Annotated in this window: 12 protein-coding genes; 11 read left to right on the top strand and 1 reads right to left on the bottom strand. The window is 72.7% G+C overall.

The features are described from left to right. The first annotated feature begins 275 nt into the window (after positions 1-275). The 10 genes from ACZ4YL_RS04695 to ACZ4YL_RS04650 all read left to right on the top strand — a co-directional run bounded on the left by ACZ4YL_RS04695 (position 276) and on the right by ACZ4YL_RS04650 (position 12,417). The gene (locus tag ACZ4YL_RS04695; RefSeq protein WP_468113713.1) at positions 276-1,358 is read left to right on the top strand and encodes a mechanosensitive ion channel family protein; all 1,083 of its coding nucleotides are present in this window, start codon (positions 276-278) and stop codon (positions 1,356-1,358) included. A gap of 179 nt (positions 1,359-1,537) precedes the next feature. Continuing rightward, positions 1,538-2,767, top strand: coding sequence for an ROK family transcriptional regulator (locus ACZ4YL_RS04690; RefSeq protein ID WP_468113711.1), 1,230 nt, complete (start codon positions 1,538-1,540; stop codon positions 2,765-2,767). Between the two features lie 123 nt (positions 2,768-2,890). Beyond that, the gene (locus tag ACZ4YL_RS04685; protein WP_468113709.1) at positions 2,891-4,225 is read left to right on the top strand and encodes an ABC transporter substrate-binding protein; all 1,335 of its coding nucleotides are present in this window, start codon (positions 2,891-2,893) and stop codon (positions 4,223-4,225) included. 4 nt (positions 4,226-4,229) lie between these two features. Then, positions 4,230-5,171 (top strand): carbohydrate ABC transporter permease, encoded by a 942-nt coding sequence (locus ACZ4YL_RS04680; protein WP_468113707.1) that lies wholly within the window; start codon positions 4,230-4,232, stop codon positions 5,169-5,171. Then, positions 5,168-6,022 carry a carbohydrate ABC transporter permease gene (locus ACZ4YL_RS04675; protein WP_189737023.1) on the top strand — a complete coding sequence of 285 codons (855 nt, stop codon included), beginning with the start codon at positions 5,168-5,170 and terminating at the stop codon, positions 6,020-6,022. The genes ACZ4YL_RS04680 and ACZ4YL_RS04675 overlap by 4 nt, the downstream gene beginning before the upstream one ends. Before the next feature lie 5 nt (positions 6,023-6,027). Next, positions 6,028-7,293, top strand: coding sequence for a 6-phospho-beta-glucosidase (locus tag ACZ4YL_RS04670; RefSeq protein ID WP_468113706.1), 1,266 nt, complete (start codon positions 6,028-6,030; stop codon positions 7,291-7,293). Continuing rightward, positions 7,284-8,273: an N-acetylglucosamine kinase gene (locus ACZ4YL_RS04665; RefSeq protein WP_468113705.1), complete on the top strand. Its 990-nt coding sequence runs from the start codon at positions 7,284-7,286 to the stop codon at positions 8,271-8,273. The genes ACZ4YL_RS04670 and ACZ4YL_RS04665 overlap by 10 nt, the downstream gene beginning before the upstream one ends. 207 nt (positions 8,274-8,480) lie before the next feature. Continuing rightward, entirely contained in the window at positions 8,481-9,890 is a 1,410-nt protein-coding gene (locus ACZ4YL_RS04660; RefSeq protein ID WP_468113704.1) for a hypothetical protein, read from the top strand. 179 nt (positions 9,891-10,069) lie between these two features. Then, positions 10,070-11,020, top strand: a complete 951-nt coding sequence (locus ACZ4YL_RS04655; RefSeq protein ID WP_468114092.1) for a glutamate ABC transporter substrate-binding protein — start codon at positions 10,070-10,072, stop codon at positions 11,018-11,020. Between the two features lie 107 nt (positions 11,021-11,127). Further along, the gene (locus ACZ4YL_RS04650) at positions 11,128-12,417 is read left to right on the top strand and encodes a coiled-coil domain-containing protein (RefSeq protein ID WP_468113703.1); all 1,290 of its coding nucleotides are present in this window, start codon (positions 11,128-11,130) and stop codon (positions 12,415-12,417) included. 70 nt (positions 12,418-12,487) lie between these two features. On the opposite strand, the gene ACZ4YL_RS04645 is transcribed toward ACZ4YL_RS04650, so the two are convergent. Next, entirely contained in the window at positions 12,488-12,814 is a 327-nt protein-coding gene (locus tag ACZ4YL_RS04645; RefSeq protein WP_468113702.1) for a hypothetical protein, read from the bottom strand. Positions 12,815-12,824: 10 nt separating this feature from the next. On the opposite strand from ACZ4YL_RS04645, the gene ACZ4YL_RS04640 reads away from it, so the two are divergent. Then, complete coding sequence (locus tag ACZ4YL_RS04640) at positions 12,825-15,242, top strand: serine/threonine-protein kinase (protein ID WP_468113701.1); 2,418 nt, start codon at positions 12,825-12,827, stop codon at positions 15,240-15,242. Positions 15,243-15,245: the final 3 nt, after the last annotated feature.

Genomic DNA, 15,245 nt, shown 5'->3' with positions numbered 1-15,245 from the left:
CCTTGTACGTCGGCGGCGCGTGGCTCGCGCCGGGACGATCTGCTCTCCAGTCTCTCCTTAGGGCTGGTCGAAACGCCACCACTCGCCCGTAACGGGTCCGAGGTGTTTTCAACCACAGTCAGTCATCCCCAGGTGAGTCTGGTCTCTCCCTCGAACACGGCACCAAGGTGAAGGGATTGCCCCGTTAGTGTGGTTGGTCTGTCCCGCATATCCCCGGATCCGTCCGGGGGTCGCCCCGTTCCGCGGGCAGACCGCTACACCTGGAGGTTCCCGTCGTGCCCTGGCCCGCCGCCCTGCTGCCGCTGGCAGCCGACGTTCCGGACGCGCCCGCATCGGTCAAGGAGGCGCAGGAGAGCGTCACCGAGGCCGCCAGCTTCATCGAGCAGAACTGGGCCACCTGGCTGAGCATCGGCCTGCGGATCCTGCTGATCGTCGTGATAGCAGCGGTGATCCGCTCGGCGGTCCGCAAGGCGCTGACCAAGCTCATAACCCGGATGAACACCAGCGCCGAGGCGGTGGAGGGCACCGCTCTGGGCGGACTGCTGGTCAATGCGGAGCGGCGGCGCCAGCGTTCGGAGGCGATCGGCTCGGTGCTCCGGTCGGTGGCTTCGTTCCTGATCCTCGGTACGGCCGCGCTGATGGTCCTGGCCGCGCTCAAGATCGACCTGGCCCCGCTGCTGGCGAGTGCCGGTGTGGCCGGTGTGGCGATCGGTTTCGGCGCCCGGAACCTGGTGACGGACTTCCTGTCCGGCGTCTTCATGATCATGGAGGACCAGTACGGCGTCGGCGACAAGATCGACGCGGGTGTGGCCTCGGGCGAGGTCATCGAGGTCGGACTGCGCGTGACCAAGCTCCGCGGGGACAACGGCGAGATCTGGTACGTGCGCAACGGCGAGATCAAGCGGATCGGCAACCTCAGCCAGGGCTGGGCGACCGCGGGCGTGGACGTCCAGGTCAAGCCCTCCGAGGGCCTGTCCCGGATCCGCGAGGTGGTCAAGGAGGTCGCCGACGCCATGGCCAAGGAGTCCCCGTGGGACGAGCGCCTGTGGGGTCCGGTGGAGGTCCTGGGCCTGGACGAGGTGCTGCTCGCCTCGATGACCGTGAAGGTGTCCGCCAAGACCATGCCCGGCCAGCAGTTCGCGGTGGAGCGGGAGCTGCGCTGGCGGATCAAGGAGGCCTTCGACGCCGCGGGCATCCGGATCATCGGCGGTATGCCGGCTCCCGACGAGGGCGAGGAGGCCCCGGCGGATCCGTCGGCCTCGGTCGCTCCGCCGTCCGCCCTCGCGAACCCGGCCTCCCCGCAGTCGCTGGCCACTGCCCCGATCCCGCCGCCGGCCGGCCCGCGGATCACGAAGTAACCGCGTAGCCGGGTAAGTCGCGCAGTCGGGTACCCGTACGTCGCACGAGCCCCGCTCGCCCCACTGCCCCGCAGGTCATCCGCGAAATGACACAGCCTGCGGGGCAGCGGCATTGACACACTTCAACAGGTGATAGGAAACTTACCTAACAGATCACCTCGGTGAGGGAGAGCCGCTCGATGCCCGCCGCCACGCCCGGAACGCCCAGCCTGTTGCGCGCCATGAACGACCGGGCCGCACTCGAACTCCTGCTGACGCACGGCCCGCTGTCCCGGACCCGCATCGGGCATCTGACCGGGCTGTCCAAGCCCACCGCGTCCCAACTGCTCGCCCGCCTCGAAGCGGTCGGGCTCGTCGTGGCCACCGGCACGGACGGGGGACGCCCCGGCCCCAGCGCCCAGCTCTACGCGATCAACCCGCGGGCCGCCTACGTCGGCGGTCTCGACGTCACCCCGGAGCGGGTACTGGCGGCCGTCGCCGACCTCACCGGCACGGTGGTCGCCACCCACGAGGTCCCCTACACCGAGGGCGCGGAGGCCGTCCACCAGGTGACCGAGGCCCTCGGCGGGGCCGTGAAGGCCGCCGGACTGCACCGCACCGACCTGCGCCGGGTCGTCATCGGCACACCGGGCGCCTTCGACCCCCAGACGGGCCGCCTGCGCTACGCCAGCCACCTCCCCGGCTGGCACTCCCCCACCCTCCTGGAGGAGCTGGCGGCGGCCCTGCCGATGCCCGTCGAGTACGAGAACGACGTCAACCTCGCCGCCGTCGCCGAACAGCGGCTCGGCGCCGCCCGCGGCCACGAGGACTTCGTCCTGCTGTGGAACGAGGAGGGCCTGGGCGCCGCACTGATCCTGGGCGGCCGGCTGCACCGCGGCTGGACCGGCGGCGCGGGCGAGGTGGGCTTCCTGCCCGTGCCGGGCCGGCCCCTGGTCCGGGAGGTCACCCGGGCCAACTCCGGCGGGTACCAGGAGCTGGCCGGTGTGGAGGGGCTGCCCCGGCTCGCCGCGGAACTGGGCGTGGAGCCGGCGGACGCCCCCGGTGCGCCCGAGGCCCCCGGAGCACCGCACGGACCGGAGGTCGCCGCCGCCGTCGCCCTGCTCACGCGGGCCGCCGCCGCCCCCGAGGGAGCGCACCTGCGGTTCCTCCAGTCGTACGCCACCGCGCTGGCCACCGGTCTCGCCTCGGTCGTCGCCGTGCTGGACCCGGAGATCGTGGTCCTGTCCGGAGCGGCGATCAGTGCGGGCGGCGAGCCGCTGCGCGCGCTGCTGGAGGCCGAGCTCGCCGAACTGGCCCCCTCCCGGCCCCGGCTGGTCCCCGGCGAGGTGCAGGAACGGCCCGTCCTGCACGGCGCGCTGGAGAGCGCGCTGGCCGCCACCCGGGACGAAGTGTTCGACACCTCGGGCTGAACCGCCCTGCGCCGCCGCCCCGCCCTCCCCCTGCACCCCGTATCGGCACACCCACGCAGACCCCACCGCCATCCCCACCGGCATCCCCCACGGAAGTTCCTCCCCCAGAGAGCGAGCCCCGCCATGCCCAGAACCGGACGCCTGACCACCGCGACCGCCGTCCTCGCGGCGATATCCGCCCTCGCCACGGCCTGTACGGGCCAGGGCGCGGACACCGCCTCCGACGACCCCAAGGCGGACGTCACCCTCAACTTCTGGCACGGCTGGTCCGCGCCGAGCGAGGCCAAGGCGATCGAGGAGAACATCGCCCGGTTCGAGAAGGCGCACCCGAACATCAAGGTCCAGGTCACCGGCAACATGACCGACGACAAGATCAACCAGGCGCTGCGGGCGGGCGGGGACAAGGCCCCCGACGTGGTCTCCTCCTTCACCACCGACAGCGTGGGCAAGTTCTGCAACTCCCGAGCCTTCGCCGACCTGAACCCCTTCCTCGCGAAGTCCGGGGTGGACAAGACGAAGGTCTTCCCCAAGACCCTGCTGGAGTACACGCAGTTCGACGGCAACCAGTGCACGCTGCCGCTGCTGCACGACGCGTACGGCCTCGTCTACAACAAGACCGCCTTCGCGGCCGCCGGCATCACCGAACCCCCTCAGACCTGGAGCCAGTTCACAGAGGTCGCGCAGAAGCTCACCAAGCTCAAGGGCGACTCGTACGAGCAGGTCGGCCTGATGCCCACCTTCCACGGCTACGAGACGAAGCCGACGCGGCTCGCGGCGCAGTGGGGCGCCACGTACTTCGGCGCCGACGGCAAGTCCAACCTGGCCGGGGACCCGGCCTTCGCCAAGATGCTGACCGCGCAGAAGGACCTGGTGGACAAGCTCGGCGGCTACGAGAAGCTGGAGCGGTTCCGCAACACCTTCGGTGACGAGTGGAGCGCCGAGCACCCCTTCCACACCGGCCAGGTGGCCATGCAGATCGACGGCGAGTGGCGGGCCTCGATGGCGAAGGAGGCCGGCGTCGCCTTCGAGATCGGCACCGCCCCGCTGCCCGTCCCCGACGAGCAGAAAGCCGACTACGGCAAGGGCTACCTCTCCGGGACGATCATGGGCATCGCCGCGGGCAGCAAGAAGCAGAACGCCGCCTGGGAGCTGGTCAAGTACATGACGACCGACACCGAGGCGGTGGTGGCCTTCGCCAACGCCATCCACAACATCCCGTCCACCCTTGCCGCGCTGGACTCCCCGAACCTCCAGGTGACCCCGGAGTTCAAGACCTTCCTCGACATCGCCCGGCACCCGGAGTCCAGCACCACCCCGGCCCAGGCCGACGGCGGCACCTACCAGCTGACCTTCGAGGACTTCGCGTACGGGGTCGAGAAGGGCGACGTGGCCGACATCCCGGCCGGTCTCGCCAAGACCGGCCAGCAGATCGACACGGACATCGCGAAGGCGAAGTAGCCCGATGACCGGCGCCCACCCCTTGCGGTCGAAGCGGCGGCGCTCCGCCCTGCGGACCGCGGCCTTCCTGTCCCCCTGGCTCATCGGCTTCGCCGTCTTCTTCGTCTACCCGCTGCTGTCCACCCTGTACTTCTCCTTCACCCGGTACGACGGCTTCCGGCAGCCCGCCTTCAACGGCCTGGACAACTGGAGCTACGTCTTCACGGACTATCCGCTCTTCTGGCCGGCCATGCGCAACACGCTGTGGCTGGTCCTGGTGATGGTCACCTGCCGGGTCGCCTTCGGCCTCGGCATCGGCCTGCTCATCACGAAGATCAAGACGGGGACCGGGATCTTCCGGACCCTGTTCTACCTGCCCTACCTGGCCCCGCCGGTCGCCGCGACCCTGGCCTTCGTCTTCCTGCTCAACCCCGGCACCGGACCCGTCAACACCCTGCTGGACGCGGTGGGACTGCCCACCCCCGGCTGGTTCACCGACGCCGACTGGTCCAAGCCGGCCCTGACCGCCCTCGCCCTGTGGGGGGTCGGCGACCTGATGGTCATCTTCATGGCGGCGCTGCTCGACGTACCGAAGGAGCAGTACGAGGCCGCGGAGCTGGACGGGGCCGGCGCCTGGGCGCGGTTCCGGCACATCACCCTGCCCAACATCTCGCCGATCATCATGTTCGCCGTCGTCACCGGGGTCATCCAGGCCATGCAGTACTACGCCCAGCCGCTGGTGGCGGGGAAGGTCGCGGCCGGGGTGATCGGCGGCTCGGGCCAGCAGTTCGAGCCGGGATATCCCGACAAGTCCACCCTGACGCTGCCCCAGCTCGTCTACAACCTCGGGTTCCAGCGCTTCGACTACGGCACCGCGTGTGTCGTCGCGCTCGTCCTGTTCGCCCTCTCCATGGCCTTCACCGCGCTCCTGATGCGGCGCCGTGGCGGTCTGATCGGAGCAGAATGAGCAGCGCGCACACCGGCCGGAGATCCTCCAGGGCGGTACTGCACTGGGTCGGGGTGCACTCGCTCGGCGTGGCCGCCGCCCTCTTCTTCGTCCTCCCCTTCGTCTTCCTCCTCCTCACCTCCCTGATGGGCGACCGGCAGGCGCTGACCCGCGACCTGTGGCCCGACACCTGGGAATGGGGGAACTACGCGAAGGTGTGGCACACCCCGGGCTTCCTGACCTGGTGGCGCAACACGCTCCTGTACGCCGGACTCGGCACCCTGTTGACCGTGGTCTCCTCCGTACCCGTCGCGTACGCGCTCGCCAAGTTCCGCTTCCGCGGGCGACGGCTCGCGCTGCTCCTCGTGATCGCCATGATGATGCTGCCGCCGCAGGTGGTGGTCATCCCCATGTACCTCTTCTGGGCCAAGCAGCTCGACCTGTCGGGCACCCTGTGGCCGCTGATCGTCCCGATGGCGTTCGGCGACGCCTTCTCCATCTTCCTGCTCCGCCAGTTCCTGCTGACCATCCCCGACGAGTACCTGGACGCGGCCCGCGTCGACGGCTGCGGCGAGGTGCGCACCCTGCTGCGCGTGGTCCTGCCGATGGCCCGGCCCGGGATCGCCGCCGTCGCGCTCTTCCAGTTCTTCTGTGCCTGGAACGACTACTTCGGCCCGCAGATCTACGCCTCCGACAACCCGGCCGCCTGGACCCTCAGTTACGGACTGGAGTCCTTCAAGGGGGCGCACCACACCAACTGGAACCTGACCATGGCCGCGACCGTACTGGTCATGGCACCGGTGATCGTCCTCTTCTTCTTCGCTCAGAAGGCGTTCGTCGAGGGAGTCACCCTGACCGGCGTGAAAGGCTGACGACGATGAAACTCGCAGTGGTGGGCGGCGGTTCCACCTACACCCCCGAACTGATCGACGGGTTCGCACGGCTGCGCGACACCCTGCCCGTCAGCGAGCTCGTGCTGATCGACCCGGCCACCGAACGGCTGGAGCTGATCGGCGGCCTGGCCCGGCGGATCTTCGCCCGGCAGGGCCACCCGGGCCGCGTCACCACCACCACCGACCTCGATGCGGGCATCGCCGGGGCCGACGCGGTCCTGCTCCAGCTGCGCGTCGGCGGACAGGCCGCCCGGCTGCAGGACGAGACCTGGCCGCTGGAGTGCGGCTGCGTCGGCCAGGAGACCACGGGCGCGGGCGGGCTCGCCAAGGCGCTGCGCACGGTCCCGGTGGTCCTCGACATCGCCGAGCGGGTCCGGCGGACCAGCCCGGACGCGTGGATCATCGACTTCACCAACCCGGTCGGCATCGTCACCCGGGCCCTCCTGCAGGCCGGGCACAAGGCCGTCGGGCTGTGCAACGTCGCCATCGGCCTCCAGCGGAAGTTCGCGGCCCTGCTGGACCTGGCGCCGGCCGACATCCACCTGGACCACGTGGGCCTCAACCACCTCACCTGGGAGCTCGGCGTGCGCCGGGGCGGCCCGGACGGCGAGGACGTGCTGGGGACCCTGCTCGCCACGCACGGCGAGGCCGTCGCCGGGGACCTGCGGCTGCCGCGGGCGGTGCTGGACCGGCTCGGCGTCGTGCCCTCGTACTACCTGCGCTACTTCTACGCCCACGACGAGGTCGTCCGGGAGCTCGGGACCAAACCCTCGCGGGCCGCCGAGGTCGCGGCGATGGAACGCGAACTGCTCGCCCTGTACGGGGATCCCGCGCTCGACGAGAAGCCGGCGCTGCTGGCGAAACGGGGCGGCGCCTTCTACTCCGAGGCCGCCGTGGACCTGGCCGCCTCCCTGCTGGGCGACGGCGGGCCGGCCGTGCAGGTGGTCAACACGTACAACAACGGCACGCTGCCCTTCCTGCCGGACGACGCGGTGATCGAGGTGCAGGCCCGTGTCGACGGATCCGGGCCCGTTCCGCTCGCGGTGCCCAGGCTGGACCCGCTGTTCTCCGGGCTGATCGCGCACGTGAGCGCCTACGAGGACCTCGCGCTGGACGCGGCCCTGCGCGGCGGGCGCGAGCGGGTCTTCAAGGCACTGCTGGCGCACCCGCTCATCGGGCAGTTCGACCTGGCCGAAGGGCTGACCGACCGGCTCCTCGCGCACAACAAGGAGCACCTGCCATGGGCGTGACCCTCCCCTCGGTGCTGGCCGTCGACGCGGGCAACAGCAAGACGGACGTGGCGCTCCTCGCCCCGGACGGCTCGGTGCTGTGCTCCGGCCAGGCCGGGGGCTTCCAGCCGCCGCGCACGGGGGTGGCCGCGGCCGTCGACGTGCTGGCCGAGGCGATGGCCGACGCCGGACTGCGCGCGGACCCGGCGGCCGGGCCGTTGGCCGAGCGGGTGTCGGCGTGCCTGGCCAACGCCGACTTCGCGGTGGAGGAGCGGGAGCTGGCGCGGGAGATCGAGCGCCGCGGCTGGGGCCGTGCGACGGCGGTGCACAACGACACCTTCGCGCTGCTGCGCTCCGGGCTGCCGACGGGCGCCGGCCCGTGCGGGGTCGCGGTGGTGTGCGGGGCGGGCATCAACTGTGTCGGAATGACCCCGGACGGGCGGACCGCGCGGTTCCCCGCGGTCGGGCGGATCTCCGGCGACTGGGGCGGCGGGGGCGGACTGGCCGAGGAGGCCCTGTGGTTCGCGGCCAGGGCCGAGGACGGGCGGGGCGGACCGACGGAGCTGGCCCGCGCGCTGCCCGCGTACCTCGGCCACGCGTCGATGGCCTCGCTGATCGAGGCGATGCACCTGGGCCGGGTGCCGCACGCGCGGCGCCACGAGCTGACACCGGTGCTGTTCGCGGTGGCGGCCGCCGGGGACCCGGTGGCGCTGTCGCTGGTGCACCGGCAGGCGGACGAGGTGGTGGCCATGGCGTCGGTGGCGCTGGGTCGCCTGGGTCTGCTGGAGCAGGAGGTACCGGTGGTGCTGGGCGGCAGTGTGCTGGCCGCCGGACACCCGCAGCTCAACGACCGGATCGCGGCGGGCCTCGCCGAACGGGCCCCGCGCGCCCGGATCTCCGTGATCACGGCACCGCCCGTGCTCGGTGCCGGACTGCTGGGCCTGGACGCGCTCGGGTCCCCGCCCGAGGCCTACGAAAAACTCCGTACCCATTTCGGTTGAACCCGCCCCGGAAGTCCTCCGGTCTGGAACCGTGGCGCCCGTACGGACGTATTGACGGTGAAGGGGCGACGAAGGGGGCCCCCAGGGACGGATCGCCCTGGATCCAGCACCGGGTGCTGTGGTCGACCGGCACTACGGCCATACTGCTGCGCAGGGGGTACCTCCCAGCGTCGGCTGGAGGACGACAGGACCGAGGGGGAGGTCACGGTGGCGATCACATCACGCGCGCCCGCGCCCGGGGGCGGTACTTCCGTGCCGTCCGCCGGACCGACGGCGCCACCGCCCGACGGGCCGCCCGGGCGGAGCACTGCCTGGGCCGAGGGCGTGGAACGGCTGCGCGAGACGGCGACCACCGAGCCGGGCCGGCTGCGGATCATCGGCGCGGTACTGGCCGCCCTGATCGTGCTGTTCGGCACGGTGAGCGTCTGGGAGATCTCCGACCGGGCCGCGGCCGCCGACGACGTGGTGGGCCGCAGCCAGCCGCTGAGCGCGGACGCGGCGAGCATCTACCGCTCCCTGGCGGACGCCGACACCACCTCCTCCAGCGGGTTCCTGCTGGGCGCCCAGGAACCGCGCGAGGTCCGCCAGCGGTACGAGAAGGACATCGCCAACGCCTCCAAGCTGCTGGTGAGCGCGGCCGCCAACACCGGCGGCAACGAGGACTCCCGCCGGCAGATCACCGTGCTCAGCGAGCAGCTCCCGCGCTACACCGGCCTGATCGAACAGGCCCGGGCCACCAACCGGCAGGGCCTGCCGCTGGGCGGCGCCTACCTGCGCTACGCCAACGAGCAGATGACCACCCAGCTGCTGCCCGCCGCCCAGCGGCTGTACGAGTCGGAGACCAGGCGGCTCTACACGGACCACGACGACGCCCGGTCCTGGCCGCTGGCCTCGATCGGGCTGGGCCTGCTCGCGGTCGCCGCCCTGGTCTGGGCGCAGCGGCGCAACTACCGGCACACGAACCGGGTCCTCAACCACGGACTGGTGGCCGCGACGGCCGCGTCGGTGGTGGTCCTGTTGTGGCTGACCGTGGGGCACACGGTGGCACGCTCCTCGCTGAGCGAGGCCCGGGCGGACGGGCAGGAGTCGATGAAGGTGCTCAACGACGCGCGGATCGCCTCCCTGCAGGCGCGGGCCGGTGAGAACCTGACCCTGATCGCGCGGGGCGCCGTACTGGCCGAGGACAAGAAGTCCGACAAGTACGACGTGGACTTCACGAACAACATGAAGCAGTTGGACGCCGGACTGGCGACCGCGCTGCGGCTCGCCGACGACGCGGCCGGCCGGGACCCCGTCAGCCGGGCCGCGGAGGGCGTGAAGCAGTGGAAGCAGCGGCACACGGCGGCCCGGGAGGCGGACTTGAAGGGGGACTACGAGGCCGCGCTGCCCCAGGTCGTCGGGGACGAGAAGCACAAGGAGAGCAGCGGCGCCGCCTTCGACACGGTGGACGCCTCCCTGGAACAGGCCGTCGCCCACGAGCAGCGGGAGTTCACCCTGGCCGCCCAGGACGGGCTCGGCGCGCTGGGCGGTCTGGTGACGGGGGCCGCGGTCCTGGCGGTCATCGGTGCGGCAGCGGCCCTGCTCGGCATCGGCCGCAGGCTTTCGGAGTACAGGTGAGCGCGATGCGGATACGGGCGAGGCGGGCCGCCGAAGGTCACGAGAACCACGAGGGCCACGAGAACCACGCGGCCCGGGAGAGCCGGACGGGCCGGGCCGGGCGGGCGGCGACCGCGGGCGCGGCCTCCGGCATCCGCCGGGCAGCGGGCCGGCTGCGCGGCTGGGGCGGGGTGAGCGCGATGGCCGTCGCCTGCGCGACGACCGCCGCCGCCGTGCTGCTGCCGCTGGCCCACGCGACGCCCGACACCGGCCGGCCGGTGGTCCGCCGGCCCGCGTCGATGGCGGCGGCCCCGGCCGCGCCCTGGGCCCTCACCGACACCTGCCAGGACCCCGAGGCCAGCCTGCGCCCCTCCGACGTGGACGGCGCGACCATCGCGCGGATCAAGGCGGCCGGCAAGCTCGTCGCCGGCGTGGACCAGAACAGCTTCCGCTGGGGCTACCGCAACCAGACCGCCGAGGGCAGCCGCCTCGACGGCTTCGACATCGACCTGGTCAAGGCCATCGCCAAGGACATCCTGGGCGACGAGAACGCGGTCATCTACCGGGCCATCCCCACCAGCCAGCGCATCCCCGCCCTCCAGGAGGGGCGCGTCGACATCGTCGTACGGACCATGACCATCAACTGCAAGCGGCTGGAGGACGTCGCCTTCTCGACGGCCTACTTCGAGGCCGGTCAGCAGGTGCTGGCGCCCAAGGGGTCGCCGATCACCGGGTACGACCCCTCGCTGAAGGACCGGCGGATCTGTTTCGCGGCCGGTTCCACGGCGGAGGCGGCCCTGAAGGCCCAGTCGTACGGCTCGGTGCCGGTCACCGTCGCCAACCAGCTGGACTGCCTGGTCCGGCTGCAGCTGGGCGAGGTCGACGGCATCATCACGGACAACGCCCTCGCGGCCGGTCAGGCCGCACAGGACCCGTCGGTGCAGCTGGTGGGCTCGCCCTTCACCCGCGAGTTCTACGGGGTGGCGATGAACAAGGACGCCTCGGACCTGGTCCGCCGGGTCAACAGGGTGCTGGAGAACTACCGCGCGGGCGGCGGTGACAGCCCGTGGATGAAGGCGTACCTCAAGCACCTGCAGCCCGTGCTGCCCGGTGTGACGGCGCCCCCCGCACCCAAGTACCGGGACGGCTGAGGCCCGTGACGGTTTCGGACACGGGACCGGGCGCGGGGCAGGATACGAGGACGCACACGGAGGCGGCGGAAGCGGAGGCACAGCCGGTGGAGGTGGGGTCTGCAGTGATGGACCGGGACGACGTCGACCGCGCGCTGGCCCGGCTGGGCGCGGAGCACGAGGCCGTCGAGACCTCGCTGCTCGCCCTCCAGGACCACGCCGGGCGCCGGCTGCTGGAGGGCGCCGCGCTGAGCGGGACCACCAAGGAGCGGTGGACGGCCGCCGACGCGGACATCACCCGGCTGTGGACGTACTTCGACGCCTACAGCGGGGCCCTGACCGCCGCCCGGGAGGTACGGGAGCGGCGCCGCTGGCCGAACCGCGAGGACCTGATCGAGCTGACCGAGCGGCTGCGCGGGCCCGGGGTGCTGATCGCCGGGGCCGGCGCCGAGGGCGTCGCGCTGGCGGAGCGGCTCTCGCTCGCCGAGCTGGTGGCCCGGATGAACGGCCTGTACGCGCGCTCGCTCGACGTGGTGGTCGCCGCCGACGCCGTGTGGTCGGCGCTGCCCGCCCGGATCGACCTGCTCGCCGCCGAGCTGCACCGCACCCGCTCGCTGGCCCAGTCGGTGGGCGTACGGCCGGGCGAGCACCCCTCCGGCGACGACCTGGAGGACATCACCGCCGAGCTGACGGAGCTGCGCACCCGGGTGATCGCGGACCCGCTGGCCTTCTGGCTGCCGGCGTCGGGCAGCTCGGCGCCCGGCGGCGGCCGTCCGGACACCGGGCGCTACGACCGGGCCGCGCTCGCGCTGGAGGACGTACGCCGCGAGATCGAGGCGGTGCTGGACGTACGGCAGGACGCGGAGCAGCGGCTGATCGCCCTGCGGGACGTGCTCTCGCGGGCCGACCGGACCCTGGCGGAGGCGCGGACCGCGCGCGGCGAGGTGCTGGCGAAGATCGCCGCGTCCGAGGTGCCCGCGGTGAGCGGCCCGCCCACGGTGCTCCAGGAGCAGCTCGCGGCGGCGGCCGAACACCGGCGCCAGGCGCGCTGGCACCGGCTCTCGCCGCTGCTGGAATCTCTGGAGGAGCGCGCCGAGGAGGAACTGCGGCGGGCCCGTGAATCGTTGACCGCGGTGACGGCGCCCCTGGCCGTACGGGCCGAGCTGCGCGGGCGGCTCGACGCGTACAAGGCGAAGGTGGCCCGCCACGGAATGGCGGAGGACCCCCTGCTGATCGAGCGGTACGACACCGCCCGGCGCATGCTGTGGAGCGCGCCCTGCGACCTGCGGGCCGCCGAACAGGCCGTCCTGCGCTACCAGCAGGCGACGGCGGAGTCGCTGATGCCGCCCCAGGACCGGCCCGAGCAACCACGACACCAGGAACAGCGGCCCGACGGGCCCGGGGAGGAGGACGCATGAGCCTGATCGGAACCGCCTGCGTGCGTCCCGGCTGCCCGGGGGCGTACGAGGACATGGGCGGCGGCGAGGTCTACTGCGACACGTGCGGGCTGGCGCCGATCGGCTCGATCGCAGCGGGCGCGGACGAGCTCGTGTCGCCGCCGACGGGGATGACGAGCGCGGCCCGGGGCTCCCTGGGCTCCGGCGGGTCCCGTGGCTCTATGGGTTCGCAGGGCTCCCACGGCTCGGCGCGGTCCTCGGCCTCGGCACGGTCCTCCCGGTCCTCCTCCTCGCGCCGCTCGGTGTCCGGGCGGCTGTCGCGCTCGGTGTCGGGGACGACCTCCACCCGTTCGGTGTCGGTGCGCAGTTCGGGCTCGGCGGCCTCGGGCCGCAGCCGGCTGGGCGCCGGTCTGGTCAACGTGCCGGAGGTGCCGCGTCCGAATCCCTCGACCGCGGTCCTGGAGAACCCGGAGGTGCCGGAGCGCAAGCGGTTCTGCTCGCGCTCGGACTGCGGGGCCCCGGTGGGCCGCTCCCGGGGCGACCGGCCGGGCCGGACGGAAGGGTTCTGCACCAAGTGCGGGCACCCGTACTCCTTCGTGCCCAAGCTGCGCTCCGGTGATGTGGTGCGCGGCCAGTACGAGGTGGCGGGCTGCCTCGCGCACGGCGGCCTCGGCTGGGTGTACCTGGCGGTGGACCGGGCGGTCGCGGACCGGTGGGTGGTGCTCAAGGGCCTGCTGGACACCGGGGACCAGGACGCGATGGAGGCCGCGATCTCGGAGCGGCGCTTCCTCGCGGAGATCGAGCACTCCAACATCGTGCGGATCTACAACTTCGTGGAGCACCTGGACCAGCGGACCGGTTCGCTGGACGGGTACATCGTCATGGAGTACGTCGGCGGCAAATCGCTGAAGGAGATCGCGAACGAGCGGCGCCGGCCGGACGGGCGGCGCGACCCGCTGCCGGTGGAGCAGGCGTGCGCCTACGGCATCGAGGCGCTGGAGGCGCTCGGCCACCTGCACAGCAGGAACCTCCTGTACTGCGACTTCAAGGTCGACAACGCGATCCAGCAGCAGGACCAGCTGAAGCTGATCGACATGGGCGCGGTACGGCGGATGGACGACACCGAGTCGGCCATCTACGGCACGGTGGGCTATCAGGCCCCCGAGGTCGCGGAGCTGGGCCCCTCGGTCGCCTCCGACCTGTACACGGTGGCGCGGACGCTGGCCGTGCTGACCTTCGACTTCCAGGGCTACACCAACGTGTTCGTGGATTCGCTGCCGGATCCGGAGCACATCGAGGTGTTCCGGCGGTACGAGTCCTTCTACCGGCTGCTGGTGCGGGCGACCGATCCGGACCCGGGGCGGCGGTTCTCGTCCGCGCAGGAGATGGCGGACCAGCTGACGGGCGTGCTGCGGGAGGTGGTCGCCCTGCAGACGGGCCGGCCGCGGCCGCAGCTGTCGACCCTCTTCGGCCCGGAGCTGCGGGTTCCGGACACCCAGCTGTTCGCCGACGCGGCCGGCACCGTCGTCTCCCGGCTGGGCTACCGGCCGATCGCCTCCCGGCGGGGCGGCGGACTGTTCGGGCTCGCCGGCCGCGGCCGGGCCGCGGCCGGAGCGCACGCGCCCGGCGGCAGCGCCCTGCCCGGGTCGGCGGCCGCCGGGGCGCTCGGCCCGCAGGGCCGTACCCCTGTCGGCGGCACCCCGCCCGGCGGCACGCCCGTGCCCGGGGCGGCCGGCGGCGGCGCGGCGGGTACGTGGGCGCCCGCGACCGGCGGACCGGGGGCGGGCGTGGCCGGGCTCGGGACCACCGCCACGCGGGTGACGGGCGTGCCGGGTCCGCGGCCCGCGCCGCCCGCTGTGGTCCAGGGCGCGGGGGCCGCGCCCGTACCCGTACTCCTGTCCCCGGAGCCGGCTGCCGCGAGAGCGACGACCCCCGACGCGCGCGACACCGCGCTGGCCCTGCCCGTACCGCTGGTGGACGCGGCCGACCCGAACGCCGGTTTCCTGACGGGTCTGCTGGCCTCCGCGCCGGGCGACCTGCTCGGTGCCCTGAGCGCGGCGCCGGCCGATTCGGCCGAGTTGCGGCTGCGGGAGCTGCGGGCCCGCCTGGAACTGGGCGAACTGGCCGAGGCCGGACACACCCTGGCGGAACTGGAAGCCCGGCATCCGGACGACTGGCGGGTGGTGTGGGCCCGTGGCATCGCCTCGCTGGCCACCGGTGACGACGAGATAGCGGCCCTGTCCTTCGACGCGATCTACGACGCCTTCCCGGGCGAGCCCGCGCCGAAGCTGGCGCTGGGGCTGTGCGCGGAGGTGCTGGGCCAGCTGGACAACGCCGCCGAGTACTACCGGCTCGTGTGGACCACCGACCCGGGGTTCGTGAGCGCGGCCTTCGGGCTGGCCCGCGTCCAACTGGCCGCCGGGGACCGGGACGCGGCCGTGCGCACGCTGGAATCCGTGCCCGAGGCGTCCATCCACTACACCGCCGCGCGGGTGGCGGCCGTACGCGCACGTCTGCGCGACCGGTCCCCGCAGGAGCCGCTGCTGGCCGACCTGGCGGCCGCCGCGGACCAGGTGGAAGCCCTGCGGCGGTTCGGACTGGACCCGGAGCGTCAGGAGCGGCTCGCGACGGAGGTTCTGGGCTCGGCCCTGGACTGGGTACTGTCGGGTAGCCGGGGTTCCGACCCCGGCCGGACCTCGCTGCTCGGCAGTCAACTGGACGAGCGGGGCCTGCGCTTCGGACTGGAGCGCTCGTACCGCGTCCTCGCACGGCTGGCGCGGCGTGGCGAGGAGAGGATCGAACTGGTGGAGCGGGCAAACCGTTTCCGTCCCCGGACGTGGGTGTGAGTG

The organism is Streptomyces sp. NPDC030021 (genome assembly GCF_055574035.1).
The sequence above is the reverse complement of the archived record's forward strand: the minus strand, read 5'-3'. Positions and strand labels throughout refer to the sequence as shown.

What these genes read in the sequence shown, in the direction of transcription:
- ACZ4YL_RS04690 (WP_468113711.1), top strand. Translation starts at nt 1,538, where the DNA reads ATGCCCGCCGCCACGCCCGGAACGCCCAGCCTGTTGCGCGCCATGAAC.
- ACZ4YL_RS04685 (WP_468113709.1), top strand. Translation starts at nt 2,891, where the DNA reads ATGCCCAGAACCGGACGCCTGACCACCGCGACCGCCGTCCTCGCGGCG.
- ACZ4YL_RS04680 (WP_468113707.1), top strand. Translation starts at nt 4,230, where the DNA reads ATGACCGGCGCCCACCCCTTGCGGTCGAAGCGGCGGCGCTCCGCCCTG.
- ACZ4YL_RS04675 (WP_189737023.1), top strand. Translation starts at nt 5,168, where the DNA reads ATGAGCAGCGCGCACACCGGCCGGAGATCCTCCAGGGCGGTACTGCAC.
- ACZ4YL_RS04670 (WP_468113706.1), top strand. Translation starts at nt 6,028, where the DNA reads ATGAAACTCGCAGTGGTGGGCGGCGGTTCCACCTACACCCCCGAACTG.
- ACZ4YL_RS04665 (WP_468113705.1), top strand. Translation starts at nt 7,284, where the DNA reads ATGGGCGTGACCCTCCCCTCGGTGCTGGCCGTCGACGCGGGCAACAGC.
- ACZ4YL_RS04655 (WP_468114092.1), top strand. Translation starts at nt 10,070, where the DNA reads ATGGCCGTCGCCTGCGCGACGACCGCCGCCGCCGTGCTGCTGCCGCTG.
- ACZ4YL_RS04650 (WP_468113703.1), top strand. Translation starts at nt 11,128, where the DNA reads ATGGACCGGGACGACGTCGACCGCGCGCTGGCCCGGCTGGGCGCGGAG.